Source organism: Desulfobaculum senezii (assembly GCF_054657395.1).
The window spans coordinates 389078-415635 of record NZ_BAAHYU010000003.1; the positions used below are offsets into that span (position 1 = coordinate 389078).

26 protein-coding genes are annotated in these 26558 nt (G+C 62.5%); 20 read left to right on the top strand and 6 right to left on the bottom strand.

Annotated features, from left to right (window positions below):
* The first annotated feature begins 164 nt into the window (after window positions 1-164).
* Both ACYQ2T_RS10900 and ACYQ2T_RS10905 read left to right on the top strand, forming a co-directional pair.
* Window positions 165-1430, top strand: coding sequence for a BPL-N domain-containing protein (locus tag ACYQ2T_RS10900; protein ID WP_459900526.1), 1266 nt, complete (start codon window positions 165-167; stop codon window positions 1428-1430).
* Between the two features lie 63 nt (window positions 1431-1493).
* A complete protein-coding gene (locus ACYQ2T_RS10905; RefSeq protein ID WP_459900527.1) occupies window positions 1494-2624 on the top strand; it encodes an AI-2E family transporter in 1131 nt (376 codons plus the stop codon).
* A 120-nt stretch (window positions 2625-2744) separates the two neighbouring features.
* Here the strand turns inward: ACYQ2T_RS10905 and hemC are convergent, their stop codons facing one another.
* From hemC to ACYQ2T_RS10920, 3 genes are all read right to left on the bottom strand, one after another.
* Window positions 2745-3671 carry a hydroxymethylbilane synthase gene (hemC, locus tag ACYQ2T_RS10910; protein WP_459900529.1) on the bottom strand — a complete coding sequence of 309 codons (927 nt, stop codon included), beginning with the start codon at window positions 3669-3671 and terminating at the stop codon, window positions 2745-2747.
* 90 nt (window positions 3672-3761) lie between these two features.
* On the bottom strand, window positions 3762-3998 hold the full coding sequence (locus ACYQ2T_RS10915; RefSeq protein ID WP_404843771.1) for an FmdB family zinc ribbon protein: 237 nt from the start codon (window positions 3996-3998) through the stop codon (window positions 3762-3764).
* A 32-nt stretch (window positions 3999-4030) separates the two neighbouring features.
* Complete coding sequence (locus ACYQ2T_RS10920) at window positions 4031-4648, bottom strand: D-sedoheptulose 7-phosphate isomerase (protein ID WP_459900531.1); 618 nt, start codon at window positions 4646-4648, stop codon at window positions 4031-4033.
* 240 nt (window positions 4649-4888) lie between these two features.
* On the opposite strand from ACYQ2T_RS10920, the gene ACYQ2T_RS10925 reads away from it, so the two are divergent.
* Window positions 4889-6073 (top strand): ABC transporter substrate-binding protein, encoded by a 1185-nt coding sequence (locus tag ACYQ2T_RS10925; protein ID WP_459900533.1) that lies wholly within the window; start codon window positions 4889-4891, stop codon window positions 6071-6073.
* 59 nt (window positions 6074-6132) lie between these two features.
* Here the strand turns inward: ACYQ2T_RS10925 and ACYQ2T_RS10930 are convergent, their stop codons facing one another.
* On the bottom strand, window positions 6133-6609 hold the full coding sequence (locus ACYQ2T_RS10930) for a hypothetical protein (RefSeq protein ID WP_459900535.1): 477 nt from the start codon (window positions 6607-6609) through the stop codon (window positions 6133-6135).
* A gap of 156 nt (window positions 6610-6765) precedes the next feature.
* Here ACYQ2T_RS10930 and ACYQ2T_RS10935 point away from each other — a divergent pair, with 156 nt between their 5' ends.
* The gene (locus ACYQ2T_RS10935) at window positions 6766-9414 is read left to right on the top strand and encodes a bacteriohemerythrin (protein ID WP_459900537.1); all 2649 of its coding nucleotides are present in this window, start codon (window positions 6766-6768) and stop codon (window positions 9412-9414) included.
* Between the two features lie 159 nt (window positions 9415-9573).
* Here the strand turns inward: ACYQ2T_RS10935 and ACYQ2T_RS10940 are convergent, their stop codons facing one another.
* A complete protein-coding gene (locus ACYQ2T_RS10940) occupies window positions 9574-10404 on the bottom strand; it encodes a class I SAM-dependent methyltransferase (RefSeq protein ID WP_459900539.1) in 831 nt (276 codons plus the stop codon).
* Between the two features lie 284 nt (window positions 10405-10688).
* Complete coding sequence (gene cobT / locus ACYQ2T_RS10945; protein WP_459900540.1) at window positions 10689-11768, bottom strand: nicotinate-nucleotide--dimethylbenzimidazole phosphoribosyltransferase; 1080 nt, start codon at window positions 11766-11768, stop codon at window positions 10689-10691.
* A 274-nt stretch (window positions 11769-12042) separates the two neighbouring features.
* Here cobT and ACYQ2T_RS10950 point away from each other — a divergent pair, with 274 nt between their 5' ends.
* From ACYQ2T_RS10950 to ACYQ2T_RS11025, 16 genes are all read left to right on the top strand, one after another.
* Window positions 12043-12897 (top strand): zinc metalloprotease HtpX, encoded by an 855-nt coding sequence (locus ACYQ2T_RS10950; protein WP_404844115.1) that lies wholly within the window; start codon window positions 12043-12045, stop codon window positions 12895-12897.
* 2 nt (window positions 12898-12899) lie between these two features.
* On the top strand, window positions 12900-14261 hold the full coding sequence (locus ACYQ2T_RS10955; RefSeq protein WP_459900542.1) for a trypsin-like peptidase domain-containing protein: 1362 nt from the start codon (window positions 12900-12902) through the stop codon (window positions 14259-14261).
* Window positions 14262-14479: 218 nt separating this feature from the next.
* Window positions 14480-14668 carry a ferredoxin gene (locus ACYQ2T_RS10960; protein WP_404843763.1) on the top strand — a complete coding sequence of 63 codons (189 nt, stop codon included), beginning with the start codon at window positions 14480-14482 and terminating at the stop codon, window positions 14666-14668.
* A 228-nt stretch (window positions 14669-14896) separates the two neighbouring features.
* Window positions 14897-15751 carry a YkgJ family cysteine cluster protein gene (locus tag ACYQ2T_RS10965; RefSeq protein WP_459900544.1) on the top strand — a complete coding sequence of 285 codons (855 nt, stop codon included), beginning with the start codon at window positions 14897-14899 and terminating at the stop codon, window positions 15749-15751.
* Window positions 15752-16120 (top strand): hypothetical protein, encoded by a 369-nt coding sequence (locus ACYQ2T_RS10970; protein ID WP_404843761.1) that lies wholly within the window; start codon window positions 15752-15754, stop codon window positions 16118-16120.
* A 36-nt stretch (window positions 16121-16156) separates the two neighbouring features.
* Window positions 16157-16783 carry a tetratricopeptide repeat protein gene (locus tag ACYQ2T_RS10975; RefSeq protein ID WP_404843760.1) on the top strand — a complete coding sequence of 209 codons (627 nt, stop codon included), beginning with the start codon at window positions 16157-16159 and terminating at the stop codon, window positions 16781-16783.
* Window positions 16784-16795: 12 nt separating this feature from the next.
* Window positions 16796-17494, top strand: a complete 699-nt coding sequence (locus ACYQ2T_RS10980) for a DVU0298 family protein (protein WP_459900547.1) — start codon at window positions 16796-16798, stop codon at window positions 17492-17494.
* A gap of 27 nt (window positions 17495-17521) precedes the next feature.
* A complete protein-coding gene (locus ACYQ2T_RS10985; protein ID WP_459900549.1) occupies window positions 17522-17779 on the top strand; it encodes a hypothetical protein in 258 nt (85 codons plus the stop codon).
* An 819-nt stretch (window positions 17780-18598) separates the two neighbouring features.
* Entirely contained in the window at window positions 18599-18940 is a 342-nt protein-coding gene (locus ACYQ2T_RS10990; protein ID WP_459900551.1) for a DVU0772 family protein, read from the top strand.
* Between the two features lie 649 nt (window positions 18941-19589).
* Window positions 19590-20903 carry a dissimilatory-type sulfite reductase subunit alpha gene (gene dsrA / locus ACYQ2T_RS10995; protein WP_459900553.1) on the top strand — a complete coding sequence of 438 codons (1314 nt, stop codon included), beginning with the start codon at window positions 19590-19592 and terminating at the stop codon, window positions 20901-20903.
* 12 nt (window positions 20904-20915) lie between these two features.
* Window positions 20916-22064: a dissimilatory-type sulfite reductase subunit beta gene (dsrB, locus tag ACYQ2T_RS11000; RefSeq protein ID WP_404843755.1), complete on the top strand. Its 1149-nt coding sequence runs from the start codon at window positions 20916-20918 to the stop codon at window positions 22062-22064.
* A 64-nt stretch (window positions 22065-22128) separates the two neighbouring features.
* Entirely contained in the window at window positions 22129-22374 is a 246-nt protein-coding gene (locus ACYQ2T_RS11005) for a dissimilatory sulfite reductase D family protein (protein WP_459900555.1), read from the top strand.
* Between the two features lie 144 nt (window positions 22375-22518).
* Window positions 22519-23916: a cobyrinic acid a,c-diamide synthase CobB gene (locus ACYQ2T_RS11010; RefSeq protein ID WP_459900557.1), complete on the top strand. Its 1398-nt coding sequence runs from the start codon at window positions 22519-22521 to the stop codon at window positions 23914-23916.
* A 22-nt stretch (window positions 23917-23938) separates the two neighbouring features.
* Complete coding sequence (locus ACYQ2T_RS11015; RefSeq protein ID WP_459900559.1) at window positions 23939-24670, top strand: metallophosphoesterase family protein; 732 nt, start codon at window positions 23939-23941, stop codon at window positions 24668-24670.
* Between the two features lie 3 nt (window positions 24671-24673).
* Window positions 24674-26020 carry a protein kinase domain-containing protein gene (locus ACYQ2T_RS11020; RefSeq protein WP_459900561.1) on the top strand — a complete coding sequence of 449 codons (1347 nt, stop codon included), beginning with the start codon at window positions 24674-24676 and terminating at the stop codon, window positions 26018-26020.
* Window positions 26021-26038: 18 nt separating this feature from the next.
* The gene (locus ACYQ2T_RS11025) at window positions 26039-26545 is read left to right on the top strand and encodes a GNAT family N-acetyltransferase (RefSeq protein ID WP_459900563.1); all 507 of its coding nucleotides are present in this window, start codon (window positions 26039-26041) and stop codon (window positions 26543-26545) included.
* Window positions 26546-26558: the final 13 nt, after the last annotated feature.

Genomic DNA, 26558 nt, shown 5'->3' on the forward strand with positions numbered 1-26558 from the left:
TTCAACCCTGTCCAAGACGCGCACCCGGCCATGGCCGCCACGTGACGGATGGGGGACGGCCATATGAATGCGGTGCCTCTGCACCGCCTTGAGCAGGGAAAGCTCCGCGGGGACAGGCTGCCTGCGGAGTGGCGCGGCAACACAGCCTAATGAGCATACGCACAATGTCAAGCATCTACATATACTGGGACGAATCGCACTTGTGGGGCCTTCTGGCCTGGAGAGCCATTAAATCCTGGGGTTTGCCCTACCGTCTTGTACGAGGCGACGAAATAGCCGATGGCATACTTTCCACCGACCCGCCGAAACTGCTGCTGGTTCCCGGCGGCTGGGCGCGGGCCAAGTACGATCTGCTGGGCGAGCAGGGCGTGAGCGAAGTGCGCCGCTATGTGCGCCACGGCGGCAACTATTTGGGCTTTTGCGGCGGCACCGGGCTGGCCCTGAGCGGGCCGTACGGCCTTGGGCTGTGCCCGTGGAAGCGCCGCGCCTTTACGGACCGCCTGCAGCACGCGTGCAGCGGGCATATGTTCACCAACGTGGAGGCGTCCAGCGACCTTGTGCCGGGCAGGCTTCCCGAACAGCCGCTTATCCCCGTGTGGTGGCCCGCACGTTTTGAGTATCAGCCGCACGAAGACATCACGGTGCTGGCGTCCTACAGCACGCCGGGGCCGGATTTTTGGGTGGCGGACCTGCCGCTTGAGAACGTGCCCAAGCAGCCGCTGTCGGACCTTGAGTCGCAATATGGCATCCGCATCTGGCCGGAGTTCATGACCGACCAGCCCTGCATCATTGAGGGCAAGTTCGGGCAGGGGCGGTACATGCTGTCCTACGCGCACCTTGAAACGCCTGCCTCCGTGGACGCCAACCATTGGCTGTCACACATTTTGTACACCATGACCGGCGAGGAACCTGCGGGTGGTGTGCTGTCCGTTTTGCCCGCGTGGAATCTGGAGCGCCTGCCCCGGCGCTGGCCCGACGAGGACGGCGGCGAGGCCCTTGCGGCGGTAAAGGCCGCCCTTGAGGACATCATCGCCCTTGGCATGGACCATCTGCTGCTCTTCCGCCGCAACTCGTGGCTGCTGGGCTGGCGGCGCGGCATCCCCGGCGGGTACATCAACTTCCTGTACTCCATGGCCTGTCAGGCCCAGAACCTGACGCCCACCAAGGAGGCCGCCGAGTACTGGAAGGCCTCGTGCGACAAATTCCTTGAGGACATGGACCACTTCCGCCACGGCCTTGCCGGATATCTGCTGGCCGAGCGGCTGGCCATGTCCGTGCCCGAGTCGTCGGGGGATATCCCCAGCGATAGCCTGCGCGAGCAGCGCATTGCCTTGTTCGGTCAGCATATGAACTACGGCGGCATGTACGCCAAGCTGGTGCGCGTGCTGGACAAGGTGCTGTGGCTGACCCTGCGTTACGGACCGTCCTGATGCGCGCACGCCGCGCCCTGATTGCAGACTGCGCCCTTTGTGGGCCGCAAATGGGAGGCCCCAGTGCTCAGTAACGAACGTCCCTATACCTTTGACCGCGTGGTCCGGCTGGCGTTGTCGGCGGTGTTTCTGGCGGCCCTTATATGGCTGCTGAACTACCTGTCCGACGTGCTCATTCCCTTTGCTGTGGCCCTGCTGCTGGCCTACCTCATCAATCCGCTCACCGAGGCCGTGGAGCGCCGGGTGGGCAACCGTTTGGTGGCGGTGCTGGGCAGTTTGGTCCTTGTGGGGGCCACCTTGTGGCTGGCGGTGTGGCTGGTTGCGCCTATGATTGGCACTGAACTGCGCCATATGGCGACGCTGGCCTCGCGCATTGCCGACGGGTCGGAGTTTGACCGCAAGGCCCTGCAAAGCCTGCCCCCTGAGGTGTGGGGGATGATCAAGGACGCCCTCGGGCAAAAGGACATCCAACAATTTTTGACCTCGCCGGATGTGCTGGCCTTTGCCAAGAATGCCATTGCGCGCATTGTGCCCGGCGTGTGGGGGCTGATGCAGGGGGCGGCCAGCGCGGTGCTGGCCGTGGCCGGTGCGTTTATCATCCTGCTGTACTTGGTGTTTTTGCTCCTCGACTACCGCCGCGTGCGCGATGGCTGGACGAGCATCATTCCCCCCGGACGGCGGGAGGCCGTGGTGGAGTTTGCCGCGGAGTTCAATAGCGGCATGAGCCGCTACTTCCGCGCGCAGGCCGGTGTGGCGTCCATTGTGGGCGTTCTCTTCGCCATTGGCTTTGCCCTCATCGGCCTTCCCCTCGGGGTGCTGCTGGGGCTGTTCATTGGCCTGCTGAACATGGTGCCCTATCTGCAAATTGTGGGCTTTATCCCTGCCTTTGCCCTTGGGGTTGTGCACGCGCTGGAGACGGGCACCAACGTCTGGCTGGTGCTGGCCCTGATTACGGCGGTGTTTGCCGTGGTGCAGGTGCTGCAGGACGGGGTGCTTATCCCGCGCATTATGGGCAAGGTGACGGGTCTGTCCCCGGCCATTATTCTGCTGGCGCTGTCCATATGGGGCAAGCTGCTTGGCATGCTGGGCCTGCTCATTGCGCTGCCCGCCACGTGTCTGCTGTGGGCGTATTGGCAGCGGTATGTGAACCATGTGAGCGTGGCGGCCACGCCGCCGGATGAGGCGGAGGGCTGACGCGCGGGCCAGAGGCTACAGCTGGCGCGCTTTCGACTGTCAGCGAGACGTTTTGCAAAAAAAACAGGCCGGTGCACCGTGGTGCACCGGCCTGTTTGCGTTGGGGCAAAAGGGGCGGGCTTACTGCTGCTCGCAGTAGAGCCTGTCGAGGATGGCTTTGCCGCCTGCGTCGAGGACTTCCTGCGCAAGGTCAAGGCCAAGCTCAAAGGCGTCCACGGCGTGGCCGCTGGCTTCGCGGCGGATGGGGGAGGTGCCGTCCACATCGCAGACGAGACCCGTCAGGTGGATGGTGTCGTCCTCCAACACGGCGTTGGAGGCGATGGGCACCTGACAGCCGCCATCAAGGCCGGTGAGGAAGCCGCGCTCGGCCTGCACGGTTACGCGGGAGACGGGATCGTTCAGGAAGGCGAGCATTTCGCCCATGGGGCCGTCCTCGGCGTATTCGATGCCAAGGGCGCCCTGCGCCACGGCCGGCAGGAACTCCGGCGGGCCAAGGCGGGTCATCTTGGGCGCAGTGAGGCCAAGGCGGATGATGCCGGCGGTGGCCATGATGATGGCGTCGTACTGGCCTTCTTCCATCTTGCGCAGGCGGGTGCCCACGTTGCCGCGCAGGTCCAGAACGTTCAGGTCCGGGCGCAGGGCCAGAATCTGGGAACGGCGGCGCAGGGAACTGGTGCCGACCTTGGCGCCCTCGGGCAGGGCGTCCAGTCCGTCGTAGTGCACGGAGAGGAGGGTGTCGGTATTGTCCTCGCGCTCGGGGTTCACGCCAACGATGAGGCCCTCGGGGAGCACGGTGGGGACGTCCTTCATGCTGTGGACGGCGATGTCCGCGCGTCCATCCAGCAGGGCTTCTTCGATTTCCTTCACGAAGAGGCCCTTGCCGCCGACCTTGGCCAGCGGAACGTCCAGAATTTTGTCGCCCTTGGTCTTGATGGAGAGCAGGTCTACCTCAAGCCCGGGGTACTGGTGCTGCAAACGGGATTTGATGTGCTCGGCCTGCCAGAGGGCGAGCTTGCTGCCGCGGGTGGCTATGGTGATGCGTTTCATACAGACTCGTGCGTGGGGTTGAAGGTACGACAAACCGGGAGGGTCCGTGTTGGGCGCTCCCGGTTAACGAGACGTGCTGGCCGGTGGTGCTCAGTGGCCGCAGGACGAACAGCTGCCGCCGGAGCATCCGGCGCAGCCGCTGGAGGACGAGCTGGACGCGGTGCCAAGGCTGTCCCCGCCGCCAGCGGATTTGAACTGGCAGCAGCTGAGGAGTTTTTCCGTCTTTTCGGAGCCGCAGGACGGGCATTTGACCTGCGTGGTGGAGCCGATGACAAGCTCCTCGAACTCGTTGCCGCATTTTTCGCAGCGGAATTCATGGATGGGCATGGGAACCTCCCGGGGTTTCGGACTCGAAGATGTTAGTCCTCATCCAGATAGGGCGTCAATTCCACCACCGCTTCAAAGAGGTAGTGGTCCACCAGCTGGCACAGCAGGTGCTCAATGGCAAGGTGAACTTCCTGAATGAGGGGGGTATGCTTGTGCTGGACGGCAAGCAGATGGTCGCAGTGGCGGGCCATTTCGCCGCCTTCTCCGGCGGTGAGGCCGATGGTGGTCAGGCCTTTGTCCCGCGCGGCCTTCAGCGCGCGCACAAGGTTGGCGCTGTTGCCGGAGGTGGAGATAGCCAGCAGCATGTCGCCGCTTGCGCCAAGGGCCTGCACCTGCTTTTCAAAAACTTGGTCAAAGCCGTAGTCGTTGCCAATGGCCGTGATGGCGGAGGTATCCGTGGTCAGGGCAATGGCGGGCAGGGGCGGACGTTCCATGAGAAAGCGGTTGACGAATTCGGCGGCCACATGCTGGGCGTCGGCCGCGGAGCCGCCGTTGCCGGCAAGAAGGAGCTTGCCGCCGCGCGCCATGCACACGGCGATGCGCCGGGCCACGTCCACAACATCGTCGGTGTGGTCGCGGAAGTATTCCTCACGGAGCGTCACGCCGGAGGCGGCGTGTTCCTGTACTATGGATCGTGCGTCGTCGGCCATGTAATGTCCTTGTGTGGGCTTGTCCGTTTTATCCGGACATGGAGAGTGTGAGCTATCCCATTTCCGGGCACCTGACAATAACCACCCTCGCGCCGATGGCAACCCCTGTGTCCATGGGCGTTGCGGGCGCAGTGCGGCCAGCGCTGTGCATTTCCGCGGGGGTTTGCTACGGTAGAGCCATGTGAAGAAAGCCTTCCCGCGCGCAGTGGTGCGGGGTGAAGTCGTATCCGGGAGGCGCTCATGAGACGCTGGATTGCCGCCTTGGCTGTGGCGCTGTGCATTGCGCCGGGGCCAGCGCTGGCGAAGCAGACCATCACCATAGGGTTCAACCTGTCGATGTCCGGCGATATTGCTGGCGTTGGGCTGTCCGCGCGCAATGCGGCGGAGCTGGCCCGGCGCGAGGTGAACAGCCGGGGCGGGGTGGAGATTGGCGGCGAAAAGTACGAACTGAAATTTGTGTACCGGGACAATGGCTCCGTAGTGGAGCAGGGTGTTGCCGTGGTCCAAAAGCTGTGCAGCCGCAGCGATGTGCTGGCGATTATTGGGCCGAACTCCTCCAAGCTGGCGGTGCCCGTGGGCGGCACCTGCAATGCGAGGGCAACGCCCATGGTGTCGCCATGGTCCACCCACCCCAGCACAACAAAGAACCGCCCGTGGGTGTTTCGGGTGCCATATCTTGACGATGCGCAGAGCAGGGTCGCCGTGGACTTTGCCCGGCGGACCTTTGGCGCGCGGACTGTGGGGATCATTTTCGATACCAGCAACGACCATTCCATCGGCATGGCCGAGATTTTCCGCACGCGCTGGGAATCTGTGGTGCCGGAGGGCGAGGTTGTTGCCTTTGAGCCGCACCCGCCCATGGTGCGGGACTATACGGCGCTGCTTCGGCGGGTTCTCGCCGCAGGGCCGGATATGTTGTACATCCCGGACAACTACAATCAGGCGGCGCGCATTATCCGGCAGGCCAGCGCCCTTGGCTGGGACGGGCCAATTATGGGGTCCGATGCGTGGGACGCTGTGGACTTCGTGAAGCTGTGTGGCGACCCGTGTCTGAATTTGTATTTTACCACCAACTATATCGCCACGGCAGGGGACGGCAGAACCCATGCCTTTGTGGACCGCTTTACGGTGGCGTATGGCTACGCGCCGGACACGGTGGCGGCCCTGACGTGGGACGCCGTCTATTTAGTGGTGCGCGCCCTTGGCGAGTTGGACGCGGTGGGGGATGACCTTGCCTCAAGCCGCCTTGCCGTGCGCGAGGCGCTGGCGGGCATCCGCAACTTTCGCGGCGTGACCGGGACAATGCACTTCAATGCGCAGGGCGACCCCGTCAAATGCGTGATTGTGGCGCGTGTGAACGAGAACGGCGAGTTTGCCTTTGTGGAGGAGGCGTGCCCGGAAGATATAGGCCCACAGGGCCACTAACGCCAAAGCGCCCCGGACCGAGAGGTTCGGGGCGCTTTGGCGTGTGCTGACGGGTGGCGCTAGGTGAGCGAGCCGGAGGTGACAAAGTCGGGCCCGATGCTGGGTGCGGAGGCGCTGCCGCCGCCCTGATTCTTGATGGCGTCCTGAAGTTGGGCCTGCAGGCTTGCCAGCTCGGACTGCTTCATGGCGAGCAGGCGGCGCTTCATGGCCGGGTCCATTTCCTTTTCCTTCAGCTCTTCAATTTCCTTTTTGACCTGCTCTATCTGCTTCCTGATGGATTTGATGAGCTTTTCCGAGGCGGTTTCGTCAGTCTTCTCAGGCTCCTTGGTATTGGCGAAAACGCCGCCTGCGGGAATGGCGGTGGCGTTCTCGCCCTTGGCGAGGTCTTTGCCCTGTTGGGAAAGGCTTACGGAGTCGCCGGACTGGGCAGCGCCCGGTGCGGCATTGGCGGCGGCGTCAGAAGTGGCGTCGTCGGGATGGGGTAGTTTGGCTGCAAACGCCGGGTTTCCGGCAAGTGCGTGGAGTGCTGTACTCATGATGTTCTCCCGAAGATGATACGCATTATACTTCTTCAATCGACCATGGGCGTTCAATCTTTAGGAGGGAAGGCGGTGCGCATCGAAAATTTGGACATTTGTCCCCGGTATGTGGAATAGTACAAGACGGTGGAGCAGCCATAAGCTGGGGGTGCCATGTCCAAGATTGAGCGGATACAGGTCATCAAGGGGGTGTACTGGGTGGAGGTGCCAGACGCGAGCCTGCGCCTGCTCTGCGGGTGCCCGGCGGATGTGGTGAAGCACCTGATGAAACGCGGATTCATCCAGTCCCGCCACCGCGACGGCGTGGTGTTTGAGTCCGGTCCCAACGCCATTTTGCTGTCTGACGTGCTGGTGCAAAGCGGCGCGTTCTCCAACCTTGCGGAATTTCCTGTCCTGCAGATGCTGTACCGGCAGGGAATGCTGATTCCCGGCCACCCCGGCAACACCGGCGAGCGCCCACTACTCGTTGGTGCGGAGCCGCAGGTGCGCGCCCAGATGAATTATATCCACCGCGGCAACTATGGCCTGCTGAGCGCGCAGGAACTGCGCGCTGCCGGGGTGCCGCAAAAGCGCGCCGAAGAGCTTATGCGCATGAAACTGCGCTTTGCCTTTGGACGCATCCGCCATCCCAGTGAATTGCTCGAAAGCCGCATCCTTGGCAACGCCCCGGCGGAGATTCGCGGCGGCGTCACCGTGCGCCGCCTGCGCCTTAATGTATTTGAAATCGAATACGATTCCAGCACCGTCACCGTGGACCTGAATTTGCCGCAGGGCAGTTCCGGCTACGACGCACCGTACCCGCTGGGCTTTAATGATGTGCGGCGGGAATACTTCGCCGTGGTGCACTCGGGGTGCGGCGACGGGTGGGATGTGAACCGCCCGGCCATGGCGTCCATTGTGATGTTTCAGGGGCGGGTGTACCTCATCGACGCGGGGCCAAACATTCTGCACAGCCTCACGGCCTTGGGGATTGGCGTCAATGAGGTGGAGGGCATCTTCCACACCCACGCCCATGATGACCACTTTTGCGGGCTGGCGACACTCATGCGCAGCGACCACCGCATCAAGTATTACGCCGTGCCCCATGTGCGCGAGTCTGTGGCGCGGAAGCTGGCGGCGCTGGTAGACCGGGACCTGTCGGACTTTGACCGCTATTTCGACCCGCACGACCTTGCCGAGGGCGAGTGGAACGATATTGCGGGGCTGGAGGTGCGCCCCGTGTTTTCACCGCACCCGGTAGAGACCACGGTCCTGCTGCTGCGCGCGCTGGATGGCCGGGGCTACAAGAGCTATGCGCACTTTGCGGATATCGTCAGCCTGAAGGTCCTTGAGGATATGGTCACCGAAGATGACAGCGCTCCGGGCGTGTCCGCCAAGATGTTGCAATCCGTGCGTGAGGACTACCTGACCTTTGCCAACCTCAAGAAGCTGGACATCGGCGGCGGGCTTATCCATGGCAACGCCGAGGATTTTGCGGAGGATACTTCACATAAGCTGGTGCTGGCCCACGTTTCGCGTGATCTCACGGGGCGCGAGAAGGAAATCGGCTCCGGCGCGCCCTTTGGCATGACGGATGTGCTCATCCATGGCGAGCAGGATTATGTGAAGATGTACGCCTTCTACTATCTGCAAACCTACTTCCCCACCATTCCCCGCCATCAAATCAAGATGCTGCTCAATAACGAGGTGGTCACCTTCAACCCGGAGACCATCCTCCTGCGCAAAGGCACGGTGCCTTCGGCCATTTACCTCGTGCTGACGGGCGCGGTGGAAATGATCGATACCGTGGGCGAGGTGCGCAACGTGTTGTCCGCGGGCGGCCTTGTGGGCGAGATTGCGGGCATGGTGCGCGCGCCGGTGCAGGAGACCTTCCGGGCCATGAACTTTGTCTATGCCCTGCGGATTCCCAGCGCACTGTACTTGGAATTTGTCCGGCGCGGCGGGCTGTACCATGACATTGAGCGCCTGCAGGACAGGCGGGACTTTTTGCAGAAAAGCTGGCTGTTCGGCGAATCCCTGTCCTATCCCGTACAGAATATCATTGCCAACAGCATGGCTACGGAGCGCTACGAAGCCGGGACGGAGATGCAGGTGGGGCTGGACGGCGACCGGTCGCTGTACGTGGTGAGTGAGGGCGAGGTGGAAGTGCTCATCGGCGACAGCGTTCTTGAGGTGCTGCGCAGCGGGGACTTTTTCGGCGAAGGGTGTGTTTTGTTCAGTACGCCGTGTGTCCACGGCCTGCGGGTCAAGACCACGGCGCAACTATTCCGCATCCGGCATGATGAGATTCTGGACGTGCCCATCATCCGCTGGAAGCTCTTTGAAACCTACGAGCGGCGCATGCGGCTTATGGTCAGTCCGGAGCTTGTGGGCGTGTCCATCTTTCGCTGGCGGGACGAGTACGAAACGGGCGTCGCCTCCATGGACGCCCAGCACAAGGAGATGCTCCTTGCCGCGGACCGCGTGTATCTGGCCCTGAACACCGGGGAAAAGCGTGAGCACCTTGAGGAGTTCATAGCCTTCCTGCTGGCGTATTCCCGCGCGCATTTTGAGGAGGAAGAAGTCCTGATGGAGCGCCACGGCTATCCGGATCTTGAGGAGCACCGCCGGAGACACCGGCGGCTTGTGGATGAAGTGGAATCGTCTCTGGAGCGGTACCGGAGAGGGGAATTTGCGCTGGACGTCGAGTTTATGGAATTGGTGAAGGACTGGATTGTGAACCACATCCTGCTGGACGACCGCAAGTATGGCTCCTTCCTGCGCCGCCACGAGGAGGGCGAGGACGCAGGCGAGGGCGACTAAAGCGCGCGAGGCGTGTGCCGGACGCGGAGGGCGCGTTCTGCGGTGGCAGAAATGGTTTTGTGGATGGGCCGCCGAGCCGGGCACAGGCAGGACGCAGGCGTCCCAAGGTGCTGTGGGCACGGTGAAGCCGCTCCAGATGGGGCGGCTTGTGTTTTGCCCTTAGCGCAGGACCACGTGGTACCCGGCAATGCGCAGGTCGTCGTCCGACACATGGTGGAACTGCGGGTGCAGGGCGCGCCGGGGCAGGGGCGGGCCGTCGTGGTGGCTGGTGCTGCGGACCGTGACGGTAAAGCCGCAGGCGTCAAAGTCTTCCAGCATTTCCGAGGGCGCGATGCGGTTGGTGTAGAAGCCGGCCGTGGCGACCCCCGGCCGCTCCCAGAAGGCGTCGCCAAAGCGCAGGTTGTTGCGGCCCCCGCCAAGGTGGTCGCGAAAGTCCACCTGATGCGAGCCCACGCCGCCGGGGCGCTGGATGCGCCGCAGTTCGCGCATGGTGTCCGCAAATTCATCACGGCGGATATGTTCCAGCACGGCGTTGGAAAAGACAAAGTCTGCGCACTTGTCCGGGAGTTCGCGCAGGGAGGCGAGGCCCTCGGTCAGGTAAACGGCGGCGTTGGCGCGCAGGTAGTCGTCCCGGCTGGCAGGGGGCGTGTGGTCTTTCGCACCGCCAAGGGCGGCGGCGAGGGCGGCGTAGGTGCCCGCGTCCGTGGCGGCAAAGTCTCCGGCATCCACAAGGATGGTGCGCCCTGCCCCGGCGCGCCGCGCCAACAGCGCTGTGGAGAGGGCGTCGCCGCAGCCAAGCTCAAGGCAGGTGAAGTCCGGGGCCGGGGCCTCGTACGCCGCAAAATGGGTGGCAAACACCTGCTGGGCGTGGGCGGGGTCGTCCATGGCGCCGTGGCGGAAGAGGCCCATGCGCCGCCAGAATCCGTAGGGGATGTTCAGCCGGGTCAGCAGGAGCTTTGCGCCCATTTTGGCCCACCAAGGCAGTGCCATGCATGCCTCCCATGCAAATGGTTTTCAGGAGTTATGCAAAGGATATAGCACGCCTTGGGCGTAAAGGGCTATGCCTTGGGCGCGCCGGGGTGCCGTCGCCTAGTCTGCGGACAGGTGCCGCCCGGGGGCGGGGTGTTGGACGCCGCACAAGGGGGGGGAACGTCTGTGGCGCGCCAGTGAAAAGCCTTTCCCGCGCCATGGTCCGGCCCGGTGGGGCGTTTTCGGGCGCACAATGCAGACAGCCCCCGGTTGGGGGCTGTTCTGCGTGGTCTCGCTGAAGGACGCTAGGAGGCGAAGGGGTCTTCCACCTCGGTGACGCCGGCATCGTCAAAGGTTGCCATGGCGTTGTAGGCATGGGCCGCGCCGCGGAGCAGGCTCATGGCTACAGCCGCGCCCGTGCCCTCGCCAAGGCGCATGCCAAGGTCCAGCAGCGGGCTGGCCTGCATGGCCTGCATAGCCTTGCGGTGCCCCGGTTCGGCCGATGCGTGGCTGAACACGCAGTAGCCCGCAACGGCGGGGCACATTTTCCACGCCGCCACATACGCCGCGGAGGAGATAAAGCCGTCCACCACCAGCACCAAGCGCTGCGCCGCGCCGCCAAGGATCAGCCCGGCAAGGGCGGCGATTTCGTAGCCGCCAAGGGCCGCCAGAATGTCCAGCGGCTGCCCTGCGGCAATGGTGGGCGCGTGCAGGGCCAGCGCCGTGCGGATGACGTCAGCCTTGCGGGCTGCGGCGTCTTGGCAAAGGCCCGCGCCGGGTCCGGTCAGCTCCTCCGGGTCCATGCCGAAAAAGGCGCAGTACAGCGCGGTGGAGGGGGTGGTGTTGGCAACGCCCATCTCGCCGGTGCCAAGGGTGCGGTAACCCTCGGCGCGCGCTTCGGCGGCAAGGTCCGCGCCCAGCAGGATGGCGCGGATGCAGTTCTCCCGGCTCATGGCCGGGCCTGCGGCGAGGTTGTCCGTGCCTTCGGCAATTTTCCGCTGGATGAGGCGTGGGTGTTCGGGGAAAGGACCGCCAAGGCACCCCGCGTCCACGGCTTTGAAGTCAATGCCGTACACGTCCGTCAGGGCATTGATGCCGCCGCCACCGGAAAGGAAATTGGCCATCATCTGGCGCGTCACCGCCTGCACCGATGGGCTGACGCCCTCGGCATGCACGCCGTGGTCGCCGCCGATGGTGTAGATACGCGCCGGGTCCATCTGCGGCGCACCGCCTTGAATGCAGTACATTTGCGCGGCAAGGTCCTCCAACCGGCCAAGGCTCCCCGGCGGTTTGGTCAGGGAGTCCAAATGACGGCGGGCGTGTGGCTCAAGCGCCCAGTCCACCGGGCGGACGCCGCGTATGAGGGCGTCAAGACGTGAAGGCATGCGTATCTCCTGAAAAACGGCTGGAGCCGTATGACGTGGCAATGTGGAACCCAAGGGGCCGTGCATACATGCGTCCATGCGGTAATGCAAAAACCGTCGGCTGGGCGGCATTGACAGCCCGGGGTGAATGTATAGTGTGACTGATACGCTGGCCGGGGGAAACCCGGCGCGCTCCGCAGCGCCACGGCGCGGGACGGCAGGGCCGTCCACGGGAGCGCGAGGGCGTCAGACACACCCGGTCCATTCCGGATTATCCCTAAGGAGTATGAATCAGATGACCAGTCAGCTCAAGACGGCCCTTTTGCTGGGCCTGCTCACGGGCCTCATCCTGCTGCTGGGCGGCGCGATGGGGGGCCGTGGAGGCCTGTATGTCGCCTTTGTTCTGGCACTTCTCATGAACGTTGGCAGTTACTGGTACTCGGACCGCATCGTCCTGTCCATGTACGGCGCGCGGGAATTGTCGCCCGCAGACGCGCCGGGCCTGCATACCATGGTGGAGGACCTTGCCCGTAACGCCGGGCTGCCTAAGCCCCGCATCGCCATCATCCCGCAGGAGGCCCCCAACGCCTTTGCCACGGGCCGTGGCCCGGAACATGCGGTGGTCGCGGTGACCGAGGGCATTATGCGCCTGCTGTCGCCCGAGGAACTCAAAGGCGTTTTGGCCCACGAGATGGGCCACATTAAAAACCGCGACATTCTTATCCAGAGTGTGGCCGCCACCCTTGCTGGCGTTATTATGTATGTTGCCAGCATGATCAAGTGGGCGGCGCTCTTTGGCTTTGGCGGCAGTGACGAGGAAGACGGCGGCAACCCCATTGCGGCTATTGGGCTGGCCATTATCGCCCCCATCGCCGCCATGCTTATCCAGATGGCCATCTCCCGCTCGCGCGAGTACCTCGCCGACCAGACCGGGGCGCAGCTGTCCGGTACCCCGCAGCATCTGGCGTCCGCGCTGGAGAAGCTGACGGCATGGAGCCAGCGCGCGCCCATGCAGGACGGCAATCCTGCCACGGCGCATATGTTCATCGTTAATCCCTTCACCGGGCAGCAGGTGATGCAGTGGTTCAGCACCCATCCGCCCGTTGAGGAACGTGTCAGCCGCCTGCGGGCCATGGCGGGAGGACGCTAGGCATGGGCCGTGCGGCAATGACGCGATTTGCGGCCTGTGTGCTGTGTCTTGCTGCGCTTGCTGCGGCCCCTGCCGCCGCCGGCGCAAAGGACGACACCCTGCGCATGACGCCTGTGGTCCGCGCGGTACAGGCCGTGTCACCAGCCGTTGTGAACATCACCACCGCCAAGGTGGTGGAGCGCGACGTGAATCCCTTTGGCGGGCTGTTCAACGACCAGCTGATGAACCCCATGCTGCGGGAGTTTTTCGGCTCCCGCGGGAAGCAGCGGTTCACGCGGCAGAGCCTTGGCTCGGGCGTTATCATTGACGGCCACGCCGGGCTGGTGCTCACCAATGCCCATGTCATTATGGGAGCAACGGAAATCAAAGCCCGGCTGCTGGACGGCCGCGTCTTCGACGCCGAGCTTGTCGGCTCCGACCCGGACTTTGACCTTGCGGTGCTGCGCCTTGATGCCTCGGGCGACTTGCCGCAGGTGCACCTTGGCGACTCGGACAACCTGCTTATGGGCGAGACGGTCATTGCCATTGGCAACCCCTTTGGGTTTTCGCATACCGTGACCACGGGCGTCATCTCCGCCCTGAACCGCACCGTGCGCACGGAGCACGGCGCGTACACGGACTTTATCCAAACCGACGCGGCCATCAACCCCGGCAACTCCGGCGGCCCGCTCCTCAATATCTACGGCGAGCTTATCGGCGTGAACACCGCCATTCAGGCCAATGCCGAGGGTATTGGCTTTGCCATTCCCATCGACAAGGCCCGCCGCGTTGTGGACGAGCTGGTCAGCGTTGGCACGGTGCAGCCCGTGTGGCTGGGCCTGAGCGGCCAGAGCGTGGACCAGCCAACGGCCAGCTACTTTGGTCTGGACGCTGTAAAGGGCCTGCTGGTGACGGAAATCTTTGACGAGACTCCCGCCAAGGAGGCGGGACTGCGTCCGGGCGACCTTGTTCTGAGCTTTGACGGCAACCCCGTGCAGGACAAGGAACGCTATCTCGAATACCTGCGCAACTACACGCGCGGCGAGGATGTGACCCTGACCATACTGCGTCAGGGCCGCACGGGCGAGGTGACGCTGAGTGTCCGCGCCTTCCCTGCCGAGCGTGCCCGGGCCATGGCGTGGGCGCGCTGGGGCGTGGAGGTGCGCGAAAGCGGCGGGGCGCTTGCCGTGGTGCGCGTGCGCGGCGGCAGTCCGGCGGAGAAGCTGGGCCTGCGCGCTGGCGACGGGCTGGTGAAGGTGGGCGGAATGCGCCTTGGCCGCATGTCGGACTTTGTCCACGCCTTTATGCGGTACCGTATGCAGAACGCATTGCTGCTGCTTGTCCGCCGGGGCGAGCGGGGCTACTACGTCCGCCTCAGGATTTAGGAATACAGGGCACTGCGTGTGCATTTGACGCGGAAAATGCGCCCAGGAGCAAGGCTGGAACGCTTCTTGGTCTTGACACCCGGGTAGGCAGGAGATATTCGGTTGTCCCTGGATGCCGTGACCGCACTCGGTCAGGGCATTGCAGCGTCCCCCGGGACGCGCTGGGAGGAAGCATCTTTTTCCGGCAACGGGAAAGAAAATCAAATCGGAGGTATACGATGGGTTACAAAGTTATCGTGGACAATGACAAGTGTGTTGGTGATGGCGAATGCGTCGACGTGTGCCCTGTTGAGGTGTACGAAATGCAGGACGGCAAGGCCGTGCCCGTGAACGAGGAAGAATGCCTCGGTTGCGAATCCTGTATCGAAGTCTGTGAGCAGGACGCCATCACGGTCGAGGAAGAGTAGTCCACTCTTTTCTCGATTCGAGACAGACGTTTTTGAAAGGGAGCGGTGCCGGATAGTGCCGCTCCCTTTGTTATACCATAGGGGTAACGGACTCCGGCCCCCCGCTGGACACGCGCTTTTTTTCGCGCCCCCTCTCGACAATTCGTGTGAAGACATTAGCTTTCGGGGTATTGAACCAAACGAAAGCGTCCGGACCTGCCTGGGTCCGGGATCAGGGTGGAGTAGACCATGAATCTGGATTTCAGCGAAATTTTTGAGAAATACGAGGCGATTGTCGCCGAAGTGGATGCGGTCTTTGAGAAAGTGAAGGCCGAACATGGCGACTGCGTAACCTGCAGCGTCGGGTGTAGTGACTGTTGCCACGCGCTCTTTGATCTGAGCCTTGTGGAGGCCGTGTACATCAACACGAAGTTCAACGAGCGCTTTGAAGGCCAGCAGCGCAGCGATATCCTCGACCGCGCCGACGAGGCCGACCGCCAGACCTACCGCGTGAAGCGCGAGGCGTTCAAGGCCTCCCGCGATGGCGCGCTGGCCTCCGAAATCATGGAGATGGTCTCCAAGTCCCGCGTGCGCTGCGCGCTGCTGAACGACGAGGACAAGTGCGACCTGTACGACTTCCGTCCCATCACCTGCCGCCTGTACGGCATCCCCACCGCCATTGGCGGCCGCGCGCATACCTGCGCCAAGACCGGGTTCGAGGGCGGCAAGCAGTACCCCACCGTGAAGGTGGAAAAAATTCAGGACCGCCTGATGGAGCTCTCCAGAGAACTGGCCGAATCCATCAACACGTCCTATGCCCAGCTCTCCGACATGCTGGTGCCGCTGTCCATGGCCCTCATGAATTCCTACGACGCCGAGTTCCTTGGCGCGCAGGATGAGAAGGCCAAGGCCGAGTGCGCCCCGTGTGCGGCCCCCGCGGCTCCCGAGCAGCCCGCCGAACAGCCCGCCGCCCCCGGCTCTGCCGCTTCAGCAGCCTTTGAGGGCGCTCCCTCCTGCGACAGCTGCGGCGAAGCCCCCGGCTCCAGCGCCTGCGATACCTGCGGCGGTGGCACCGTTTGGGAGATTGGCGGGGAGAAGAAGTAAATGGACAAGCTGACCCCCGATCAGGAAGAGCAGAAGCGCTTCATGTATGAGAAGATGTCGCCACGGCGGCGCAAGTTCATTGACCGTATGGGCTATGATAAATGGAACCCGTTCCAGAAGCCCTTCGACCCCATGGACATGCGCCGGGACGACACCAATCGCACCATTGAAGTTCTCGTTAAGCAGTTCCTGCGCGAGCAGGGCCAGTATCAGAAAGTTGGTGCGGGCTACAGCCGTGGCGCGCTGGAAGTGGCCATGGGCATCGTCAATAAGGACGAGCGCTATCGCGCTATGTATGACTTTTGTGTGTGGTATTCCGACCTCTTGCGCCGTGAGGGCAAGGGTGAGATGAATTGGGAACATGAATAATCCGGGCCCTAGGGCCTGGAAGACCAAGGACGCAACATGAGCACTCAAGCCAGAAACGTTGACGAGTATATTGCCGAGCTTTCCCAGCAGATCGCGACGAACCCGCAGTGTGCCAGCCACCATTACAATCTGGGTGTGGCCTACCTGCATAAGCGCATGTGGCAGGAAGCCGAAAAGTCCTTCCGCGAAGCAGTGGACAACTCCCCCCGCATGGCCGAAGCCTACGTCCAGCTGGGTGGCATCTACCTGCAGCGCGGCGACATTGACGGCTGCCTGAACATGAACAAGATTGCCAAGGGCTGCCGTCCGCAGTTTGCCGTGCCCTTTGCCAACATGGGCTTCTGCTACCTGCAGCAGGGCGACGTGGACGCCGCTATCCAGAACCTGACCAAGGCCATCAACCGCGACCCTGACTACGTGCAGGCCCTCGCGACGCTGGGCAGCGCCTACCTCACCGACAAGCAGTACGACGAAGCCCGCAAGGCGCTGAACAAAGCCCTTGAGCTGGCCCCGGCTTTTGGTCCGGCATGGAACAACCTGTGCCTGCTGGAGCTGGAGCTCGGCAACATCGAAAAAGCCCGCGAGTACGCCGCCAAGGCCGAAGAGACCGGGTATGAGTTGGCCGAAGAGGTCAAGAAGGAACTGGAGGCTGAACAGGCGTAAGGGAGGTTTCCCATGGCCGGTTTCCGTAGAATGAAGGAGCGCATCCGCACACTGCTGCGTGGTGACGACTGGCAAGATGGCATCAGGGAACTGGAGGACGAGGCGGGTACTCCCCTTGTGGGGCCGCTGTTCTCCCTGCTGCTCGACCCGGACGAAATTGTGCGCTGGCGCGCTGTAACTGCCCTTGGGGCTGTTGTGGCGAGCATGGCCGACACGGATATGGAGTCCGCCCGCATCGTGATGCGCCGCTTTATGTGGCACATGAACGAGGAGTCGGGAAACATCGGATGGGGCATCCCCGAGTCCATGGGCGAGACCATGGCCCGGCACCCCCGTCTTGCCGAAGAGTTCCATACGAAACTGGCCTCGTATGTTCAGTGCCCGGACTGTCTGGGCGACGATAATTATATGGATCATCCGCCTCTGCGGCTGGCGGTCTATTGGGGACTGGGGCGGCTTGCGCAGGTTCGCCCCCAGCTTGTTCAAAACGCGCTGCCTGAGCTTGAGGCCGCCGTGCAGAATGAGGACAGTCCCGGAGCCCGCGCCGCCGCGTGCTGGGCCATAGGCCGTGTTGGAACGGCTGACAGCGTCAGCGTGCTTCGTCCGCTTGTCGAAGACGCCACGCCCGTCACCCTGTTCCGCAATGGCAGGCTGGAGGACACCACCCTCGGGGCTGTTGCCCGCGAGGCGGTTGATGCACTGGCTTCCTGACCGCAGGGGGCAGACAAGGAGAGACCCGTGAAGGACGAAAAAGGCCTTTACTACTACCCCAGCATGCAGACCCACGACGTGCGCATGTATGTGCGCGCCACGGAAGCCGGGGATATTGAGTTCCGCATGTGGCACAAGTCTATGCCCGAGGTGTGGGAGAAGCACGAGTGGATTCCCATCGACGTGGTGAAAGCCGCGGCGGATATGTACGACCACCCGGACCGCAATCCCGTTGCTCTGTACGATTTGGACATCGCCAAGCGCCTCATCGCCGAAGGCAAATAGCCCGGACCATATGACGCATTCCAGCGCCCCCGCAGCATCTGCTGCGGGGGCGCTTTTGCGTGTGTGGCAGGGCTTGCGTGCCGGGTATATGGGAGCGGGCAGTACGTTGCTTCACCGCAGGCACGGAAGGCGGCGGACGCAACAGCGCGCCGCACAATGCGCGTTGTGGTCGGGGAGGGCGTGGGGTCGTCACAGCGCAAAGGTGGCGGCGTGACGAGGCCGGTAACGTCACTGGTGACGGCACAGCTCCCGTGGGGCAGGGGAGGAAGGCCGGGAGAGGGTGGCGAATGGTGCGTGGGCGCAGGGCCCCAAGCGGCATATGCTGCGCGCCGCAGGAGGGAGCGCAAAGGGGCTTTCCATGACGCAGGAGGAGAGGTCCCTGCGTCTTGCCGTGGAGTGCAGGATGCTGGCGTCGGTGCAGTCTGGCGCGTGTGCGTCTTTTGAAGGGGCAGCGCGCCTGTCTGATGGCCTTTGGATGGGCCCGGAAAAGGGTGGTTTGTGATTTCGTGGCCGAACGGCGCACAGCGCTCTTGGGAAATCAGGAACAAGCGGAGGGCGGTTTTTTTCGTGTTGGGAGCAGGCAAAAATGGTTGACTTCTTATTGGTAACGATTACTATTAAAACCATGACGAAAACGCGAAAGCCGTCATCCCCTTTCGGGGTGCCTCGTAGGGAGGCGAAAGTATTCACACGACTGGAGATATCCGTCTGGGGCGGCCGCAAGGCCGCCTGACACCACAGGGCGAGAGAGGCCGTCCTCGCCTGGTCCGCCGCAGGGGCGCACCACAGGATGATGGCCAAAAGGAGGACACCATGGGAATGCTGAAGAGATTTCGTGACTTGGAAATAGATTGGGAAATGGAGCCCGCGGACGCCGTTGCGCTGTACCTTGAGTGGGGCAACACCGGCTACGGTGGCAGCTACGAAAACCGTGTGCGTTCCAAGAACGATTATTCCAACTATTTCGTGGTGTACAACTGGGAGGACAAGCCCAAGGTCTGTCTGGTCCGGCGCAACTCCGAAGGCGCAGAAGACCTCGCCTGTTTGGTCGTCCCCGATGGCATGGGGCGGCGCTTCCAGGACGAGGTGGGCGGCAACAAGGGCGTCTACCCCCTTAACGGCGAAATTCGCAACTGGTTGGAAACCGAGCTCTATTCGTAACCAGCACCACACTGCCAATCGGGCGGGGATGGAGGAAACTCCATCCCCGCTTTTTTTATGACAAAGTGCTGGCGTGCAATAATGAGCTGGAGGAATAATTGCGGTGGTGGCGACTTCGTCAGACTGCGGCACTACGATGTCGAGTGGGCTGGTGGGGTTTGTGGGCGGCGTAAGAGCAGGATTGCACATTCAAGTCGCACGGCGCGAAAAACTTTCGAAGTGCGGTGGAATTTCGGTGTGCTGTGACGCGTCTGTCACGAAACGGTTTTGGGTCCGCAATGGACGCGACAAGAAAAAGAATTGCGTTGTACAGGATTCGTTGTACAAGAGGTTTGGGACGAAATGCGTTGGGTGCATCGCCGGAATAAGTCCGCAACACCCTATGTTGCGGGTGCAAAAGACCGTAGAAAATTCGTGTTGATTGTCCAATCTGTACGGGCATTTTGGGTTGACAAAGGTTGGGAATCTTCCTAGCGTCGCTTAGGATTATTTATGAGAATGTGAATACGTTCACGACGTGTGAATGCCGCCGCCATGTTTCGGCGAAGCGCGAACGGCAGGGAAAAGGTGCTGTGATGCGCTTTTTTGGTTCGCGGGCGGCTCGTGTTGATGAGGCTGAACCACATTCAAAGACAATGGAGGTAAAAGAATGGCAAAACATGCAACCCCATTGTTGGACCAATTAGAATCTGGGCCCTGGCCTAGCTTTGTGTCCGACATCAAACAGGAGGCCGAGCGCCGCCACGCCAACCCCGACAACGTTGAGTACCAGATTCCGGTCGACGCATGCGACGACCTGCTTGGTATTCTCGAAATGTCCTACGAGGATGGCGAAACTCACTGGAAGCACGGCGGCATCGTCGGCGTGTTCGGCTACGGCGGTGGTGTCATCGGCCGTTATGCTGACCAGCCTGAGCAGTTCCCCGGCGTTGCTCACTTCCACACCGTTCGTGTGAACCAGCCCGCTGCAAAGTACTACAAGACCGACTACCTGCGCCAGCTCATGGATCTGTGGGACTTCCGCGGTTCCGGTCTGACCAACATGCACGGCTCCACCGGTGACATCGTGTTCTTGGGTACCACGACTCCTCAGCTCGAGGAGATCTTCTACACCCTGACGCACGAGCTGAACACCGACCTTGGTGGCTCCGGCTCCAACCTGCGTACCCCGGCTGCTTGTCTCGGTCAGTCCCGCTGTGAGTTTGCGTGTTACGACACGCAGGAGCTCAGCTACAACATGACCCTGGAATACCAGGACGAGCTGCACCGCCCGGCGTTCCCCTACAAGTTCAAGTTCAAGTTTGACGGCTGCCCGAACGGCTGCGTTGCGTCCATCGCTCGCTCCGACTTCTCCGTCATCGGTACTTGGAAAGACGACATCAAGATCGACCAGGAAGCCGTTAAGGGCTACGTTGCTGGTGAGATCATGCCTAACGCAGGCGCTCACTCCGGTCGCGACTGGGGCAAGTTCGACATCCAGAAGGAAGTCGTTGACCTCTGTCCTACCGGCTGCATGAGCTGGGACGGTTCCAAGCTGTCTATCGACAACAAGGAATGCTACCGCTGCATGCACTGCATCAACACCATGCCCCGCGCACTGCACATCGGTGACGAGCGCGGCGCATCCATCTTTATCGGCGCTAAGGCTCCGATTCTCGATGGCGCACAGATGGGCTCCCTCCTGGTTCCCTTCGTCAAGGTCGAAGAGCCCTTTGACGAAGTTAAGGAAGTTGTCGAAAACCTGTGGGATTGGTGGATGGAAGAAGGCAAGAACCGTGAGCGCATTGGTGAAACCATCAAGCGCCAGGGCTTCCCCAAGCTGCTGGAAGTCGCCGGTATCAAGGCCGATCCTCGCCACGTGCAGGAACCCCGTTCCAACCCCTACATCTTCTGGAAAGAAGAGGACGTCGAAGGCGGTTGGGATCGCGACATCAACGAATACCGCAAGAGACACCAGAGATAGGGGGTTTACACAATGGCATTCATTTCCGCTGGTTACAATCCCGACAAACCGATGGAAGACCGTATCAGTGATATCGGTCCTCGCAAATACGAACAGTTCCTGCCGCCGGTCATCGCCAAGAACAAAGGCACCTGGCTGTACCATGAGATCATCGAGCCCGGTCTTCTCATGCACAAGGCCGAGAGTGGCGACGAAGTCTACACCGTGCGTGTCGGCTGCGCCCGCCTCTGCTCCGTGACCTACGTTCGCGAGATCTGCGACATCGCTGACAAGTACTGCGACGGTTACGTCCGTTGGACCACCCGTAGTAACGTCGAGTTCATGGTTGAAGACCTTGAGACCGCTAAGAAGCTCAAGGAAGACCTGAACAGCCGTAAGTTCGACGGTGGCTCTTACAAGTTCCCCGTTGGCGGCACCGGCGCCGGTATCACCAACATCGTCCACACGCAGGGTTGGGTGCACTGCCACACCCCCGCAACGGACGCTTCCGGTACCGTTAAGGTCGTCATGGACGAACTCTTCGAGGAGTTCGGTGCTCACAACATGCCCGCTCCCCTGCGCATTGCTATGGCTTGCTGCCTGAACATGTGCGGCGCGGTGCACTGCTCTGACATCGCCATCCTCGGCTACCACCGCAAGCCCCCGATCATCGACCACGAGTACCTCGACAACCTGTGCGAGATCCCGCTGGCCGTTGCCGCTTGCCCCACCGGCGCTATCCGTCCCTCCAAGCACGAGCTTGAAGACGGCCGCACCGTGAAGACCGTTGCCATCAAGCAGGAACGCTGCATGTTCTGCGGTAACTGCTACACCATGTGTCCTTCCCTGCCGCTTTCCGATAAGGAAGGCGACGGCCTGGTCATCATGGCTGGTGGTAAGATCTCCAACCGTATCAGCAACCCCAAGTTCTCCAAGGTTGTTGTTGCATTCATCCCCAATGAGCCTCCCCGCTGGCCTTCCCTGGCCAAGGTGATGCGTCAGATGGTGGAAGCCTACCGCAACGGTGCTCGTAAGTACGAGCGTCTGGGCGACTGGGCCGAGCGCATCGGTTGGGAACGCTTCTTTGAAGCTTGTGGCCTGGAGTTCTCCGAACACCTGATCGACGACTTCCGCGATCACGCCTACTACACCTGGCGCCAGACCTCGAACTTCAAGTGGTAAAACACGCTTGACAACAGGGGCGTGGACTTCGGTCCACGCCCCAATTACCTAGGAGAGGTGCTTTATGGCTCTCGACGTAGCTGAAGCCAAACAGCAGATTGTTGAATTCTGCGAATCCAAGAAGAAGACCAAGTTCTACTTCAATGACTTTCTGAAGGTCTTCCCTGATGCCAAGGCCCGTGAGGTCAAGAAAATCCTCACCGCTTTGATCAAGGACGAGACCCTCGTGTACTGGTCTTCTGGTTCCACCACCATGTACGGCCTGAAAGGCGCCGGCAAGCAGGAAGAAGCCGAGCACGAAGAAGGCTAAGCCTTTCGGCCTCCTGCTCTGCAAGCCTATGCAGACCATGGTGCTTGTGCCTCCCAGAGGTGCAGTGACCGATTTTCAAGCCGATTCTCCGGGCCGCTCTTTTGCGCGGCTCCGAAGGATCGGCTTTGTTTTAGGAGTTCTCCCGTGACCACGCCCCCCCTTGCGCGTCTTGTCGTCTCCGGATTGTCCGGCGGCGCCGGCAAGACCATAAATTCCCTCGGCCTCGCCCGTGCGTGGGCAGAAGTCGGGCGCACCGTGGCCCCGTTCAAAAAAGGCCCGGACTATATCGACGCCGTGTGGCTGGGCCTTGCCGCGCGCGACACCTGCGCCAACATCGACCCGTTCTTCATGAGCGAGGACACCATGCGCTCGCTCTTTTGGGACCGCGCCGCCGGGGCCGATGTCGCCATCCTTGAGGGCAACCGCGGACTGTTTGACGGCATGGACACCGAAGGCTCATGCTCTACGGCCTCCGTGGCGCGCGCACTGGAAACGCCTGTTCTCCTCTCCCTCGACTGCACGAAGATGACCCGCACCGCCGCGGCTGTGGTTGCTGGGATCTCCGGGTTTGAGCCCGGTGTCCGCCTTGGCGGCGTTATCCTCAACCGCACAGCAGGGCCGCGCCACCGCGCTATTCTCCGCTCCGCCATAGAGCACTACACCGACGTGCCCGTCCTTGGCGCGCTGCCCAAAATTTCGCCGGACCCCATTCCGGAGCGCCACATGGGCCTTGTCTCCAACCGCGAGTACGCCGGGCAGGAGGACATCCTCAGCAACCTCGCCTGCATCATGCGCGAGAACACCGACATGGACCGCATTTGGACCATGGCCCAGTCCGCCCCGGCTCCCTCGCATGCCATTGCGCCGCTGTGGCCGGATGCCCCTGCCGCGCCGGACGTCACCATCGGCTACGTTCGCGATGCCGCCCTGTGGTTCTACTACGAGGAAAATCTTGAAGCCCTGCGCCGCGCCGGAGCGCGTCTTGTGGAGCTTTCCCTGCTTTCCGATGCGCCGTGGCCGGAGATTGACGGCCTGTACCTTGGCGGCGGCTTCCCTGAGACCCTTGCCGCCGAGTTGTCGGCCAATACGGCTCTGCTCCAGCACGTGCGGGGCCTTGCCGAGTCCGGCCTGCCCATCTACGCTGAGTGCGGGGGCTTTATGTATCTCACGCAAGGGGTGACCTATGAGGGCACGGAGTACCCCATGGCGGGCGTGCTGGATGTGCACACGGAGTTTCGCCCGCATCCGCAGGGCCTTGGGTACATTGAAGCCCGCGTAGAGCGCGAGAATCCGTACCATCCCGTCGGCGCGGTTGTGCCCGGGCATGAATTCCACTATTCCGCGTGCGTGACGAACGCTCCCTCGGCGCATCCCACGGTCCTCGCCATGGAGCGGGGCAAGGGGACCATTGACGGGCGGGACGGCATCGTCAAAAACAATGTCTTTGCCGGGTATGCCCACATCCACGCCTTTGGCGCGCCATGGTGGGCGCCCAATTTTGTGGCGGCTGCGCGGCGGTTCAAGGACGGCTTGCGGCCGTAGTGCTTTGGAAATGGATACAGGTATGAGAATAGCTATTTTTTCAGATATTCACGGCAATGTGGACGCCTTCCGCAAGGTGCTGGCGGACATTGACGCCCAGCAGGTGGACGACATCATCGGCCTTGGCGACAACGTGGGCTATGGCCCGGACCCCAACGAGTGCGTGGCGCTTTTGAAGGAGCGGGGCATCACCTCCGTCCTTGGCAACCACGAGCACGGCCTGCTGCGCGAGCGGCACCGCATGTGGTTCAACCCCAAGCCGCGCATCGCCCTTGAAGTCACGGCGTCCCTGCTATCCGACGAGACCTTTGACTACATCGCCTCCCTGCCGCGCGTGGTGCTCCGCCACGGGCTTCGGTTCGTGCACGGGTATCCGCCGGACAGCCCCTACTATTACCTCTACGCCGCGGACGACGCCAAGCTGCGCAAGACCTTTTCGCGCATGCCCGAGGATGTGTGCTTCCTCGGCCACACGCATTTGCTGGAGCTTGTCACCAACGCGCCAAGCGGCCCCACGCGTCAGGACATCGGCGAGGGCGACCATCAGCTGGACGCCGGAGTGAAGTATTTGGTCAATGTCGGCAGCGTGGGTCAGCCCCGCGACGATTTTAACCGCAATGCCAAGTACGTCATTTATGACACCGAGGCGCGTATTGTCACCGTCCGCTACGTGGACTACGACGCCCGCCCCGTGGCCGAAAAGATGAAGGCGCAGGGCGTGCCGGACCAGTTCGCCGACATGCTCCTCGGGTAGCCTATGCGCAGCATCGGCGGGTACAGGATTCACGGACGTCTTGGGCGTGGCGGCATGGGCGCGGTGTACAAGGCCGCAAAGCCCGGAAGCCCCCTTGTGGCGCTGAAGGTGCTGGACCCCGCCGAGATGCTGGAGGCCATCACGGGCATGGAGGAGTTGGAGCGGCGTTTTCTCGCCGAGGCCGAGATCATGCAAGGCTTCCGCCACCCCAACATCGCCCCCGTGGAGAGCGTGGGGCGTGATGCCTCCGGGCGGCCGTTTTTCACCATGGAATACTGCTGCGAGAACGTCGGCGCGCTCATCGGCGAGACCTATCGCGTCGAAGACCCCTCCCGCGTGCTGACCGTGGACCGCGCCGCCGACATTGCACTCCAGACCCTCAGCGGCCTTGGCGAACTGCATGCCCGCGGTGTTGTTCACCGTGATGTGAAGCCCTTTAATCTGCTTCTCGCCCCCGGCCAGGCAGTGCGCATAATTGATTTTGGTCTGTCCAAGCTCCGCGGCGAGCGTATTCGTCTGCATGGCGCGGAGCAGGTCGGATCGCCGTTTTACGCCGCTCCCGAGCAGGAGGCGTCTCCCGACGCTGTGGACGGGCGGGCGGATTTGTACGGCGTTGGCGTTATGCTGTACCGCATGCTCACCGGGCGGCTTCCCGAGTTGTTCGAGCAGGAGCCAAGCGCCCTGAACACCGACCTTGACGACCAGTGGGATGCACTGCTGCACTGCGCCACGCATCCCGACCCCGAGCAACGTTTTGCCAGCGCGGAGGCTATGGCCGGCGCCATCACCGAGGCCGTCCGCAGTTGGGCGGAGCGCACGCAAGCAAGCTGTCGCCTGCCCGGTGACGCGCCGGACGAAGAATTCCTCACACTGCCGTGGTCAGCGCCACTCCGGCGCAACCCCGTGCACACCGGCCCCAAGGTGCGCCCTCAGGATTTGGGGCTCGACGCTCTGTGGCGGCCCGAGGCATACTGCCGCAATGATTTCACGGCCCACGGCGCCGAGGTGTACGACGCCGCCACCGGTCTCGTCTGGCAGCAAGGCTGTTCGCCCGAGGCGATGGACTGGCCGACGGCCCACGGCTATGTTGACGCGCTTAATGCGCGTCTTCCCGCAGGTGCTCCCGCATGGCGGCTGCCCACCGCGGAGGAGCTTTTGTCCCTCGTCGAGCCGGTGCAAAAGGGGCGCGCCCAGTGTGCGCCGCCGCTTTTTAGCACCGTGTGCAGGCGTCTGTGGTCCGCCGACCGCAGGACCTATGCCGCCGCGTGGTACGCGGATATGGAGCTTGGTTTTCTCGGCGCTCACGATACGACCTGTATGAACTGGGTTCGCGCCGTACGCGACGCGTAACGCGCGCAAGGAGGCGGTATGTCCATCACATTCTCCGAGTTGGCTCCCGGTCACGTTGCCGCGCTTTCCGCGCATATCGACGCTGTGTTCGACGCCTGCGTTGCACCCGAATTCACCCCCGCAGGGGCGCAGGAGTTCAAGCGCTACAGTACGCCCCAGAGCCTTGGTGAGCGTCTCGGCAGCATCAGCCGCATTTTCGTGGTTCACAGGGGGGATGAGCTTGTCGGGTCCCTAGAGGTGCGCGGCGGCTCGCACATTGCCATGTTTTTTGTTGCCGGGAACTGGCAGCGGCAGGGCATAGGCCGCAAGCTTTTGCGTTGGGCCATCAGCCAGCTGCGCGCGCAGGCCCCGGACCTCGGCGCCCTGACCGTCAACGCCTCGCCCAACGCCATGGGCGCCTACGAGGCCTACGGCTTTACTCCGGACTCCCCGGAGCAGGAAAAGAACGGAATTCGCTTCACCCCCATGACGCTCGCCTTCAAGGGCGCCGGCGCATGGGTGCTGGAGCCGGAACAAGACGCATAACAAGGACGTGGAC

Excerpts from the sequence above, each read along its gene's own strand:
- ACYQ2T_RS10900 (WP_459900526.1), top strand. The coding sequence starts at position 165 with ATGTCAAGCATCTACATATACTGGGACGAATCGCACTTGTGGGGCCTT.
- hemC (WP_459900529.1), bottom strand. The coding sequence starts at position 3,671 with ATGAAACGCATCACCATAGCCACCCGCGGCAGCAAGCTCGCCCTCTGG.
- ACYQ2T_RS10915 (WP_404843771.1), bottom strand. The coding sequence starts at position 3,998 with ATGCCCATCCATGAATTCCGCTGCGAAAAATGCGGCAACGAGTTCGAG.
- ACYQ2T_RS10920 (WP_459900531.1), bottom strand. The coding sequence starts at position 4,648 with ATGGCCGACGACGCACGATCCATAGTACAGGAACACGCCGCCTCCGGC.
- ACYQ2T_RS10925 (WP_459900533.1), top strand. The coding sequence starts at position 4,889 with ATGAGACGCTGGATTGCCGCCTTGGCTGTGGCGCTGTGCATTGCGCCG.
- ACYQ2T_RS10930 (WP_459900535.1), bottom strand. The coding sequence starts at position 6,609 with ATGAGTACAGCACTCCACGCACTTGCCGGAAACCCGGCGTTTGCAGCC.
- ACYQ2T_RS10935 (WP_459900537.1), top strand. The coding sequence starts at position 6,766 with ATGTCCAAGATTGAGCGGATACAGGTCATCAAGGGGGTGTACTGGGTG.
- ACYQ2T_RS10940 (WP_459900539.1), bottom strand. The coding sequence starts at position 10,404 with ATGGCACTGCCTTGGTGGGCCAAAATGGGCGCAAAGCTCCTGCTGACC.
- cobT (WP_459900540.1), bottom strand. The coding sequence starts at position 11,768 with ATGCCTTCACGTCTTGACGCCCTCATACGCGGCGTCCGCCCGGTGGAC.
- ACYQ2T_RS10950 (WP_404844115.1), top strand. The coding sequence starts at position 12,043 with ATGACCAGTCAGCTCAAGACGGCCCTTTTGCTGGGCCTGCTCACGGGC.
- ACYQ2T_RS10955 (WP_459900542.1), top strand. The coding sequence starts at position 12,900 with ATGGGCCGTGCGGCAATGACGCGATTTGCGGCCTGTGTGCTGTGTCTT.
- ACYQ2T_RS10960 (WP_404843763.1), top strand. The coding sequence starts at position 14,480 with ATGGGTTACAAAGTTATCGTGGACAATGACAAGTGTGTTGGTGATGGC.
- ACYQ2T_RS10965 (WP_459900544.1), top strand. The coding sequence starts at position 14,897 with ATGAATCTGGATTTCAGCGAAATTTTTGAGAAATACGAGGCGATTGTC.
- ACYQ2T_RS10970 (WP_404843761.1), top strand. The coding sequence starts at position 15,752 with ATGGACAAGCTGACCCCCGATCAGGAAGAGCAGAAGCGCTTCATGTAT.
- ACYQ2T_RS10975 (WP_404843760.1), top strand. The coding sequence starts at position 16,157 with ATGAGCACTCAAGCCAGAAACGTTGACGAGTATATTGCCGAGCTTTCC.
- ACYQ2T_RS10980 (WP_459900547.1), top strand. The coding sequence starts at position 16,796 with ATGGCCGGTTTCCGTAGAATGAAGGAGCGCATCCGCACACTGCTGCGT.
- ACYQ2T_RS10990 (WP_459900551.1), top strand. The coding sequence starts at position 18,599 with ATGCTGAAGAGATTTCGTGACTTGGAAATAGATTGGGAAATGGAGCCC.
- dsrA (WP_459900553.1), top strand. The coding sequence starts at position 19,590 with ATGGCAAAACATGCAACCCCATTGTTGGACCAATTAGAATCTGGGCCC.
- dsrB (WP_404843755.1), top strand. The coding sequence starts at position 20,916 with ATGGCATTCATTTCCGCTGGTTACAATCCCGACAAACCGATGGAAGAC.
- ACYQ2T_RS11005 (WP_459900555.1), top strand. The coding sequence starts at position 22,129 with ATGGCTCTCGACGTAGCTGAAGCCAAACAGCAGATTGTTGAATTCTGC.
- ACYQ2T_RS11015 (WP_459900559.1), top strand. The coding sequence starts at position 23,939 with ATGAGAATAGCTATTTTTTCAGATATTCACGGCAATGTGGACGCCTTC.
- ACYQ2T_RS11020 (WP_459900561.1), top strand. The coding sequence starts at position 24,674 with ATGCGCAGCATCGGCGGGTACAGGATTCACGGACGTCTTGGGCGTGGC.
- ACYQ2T_RS11025 (WP_459900563.1), top strand. The coding sequence starts at position 26,039 with ATGTCCATCACATTCTCCGAGTTGGCTCCCGGTCACGTTGCCGCGCTT.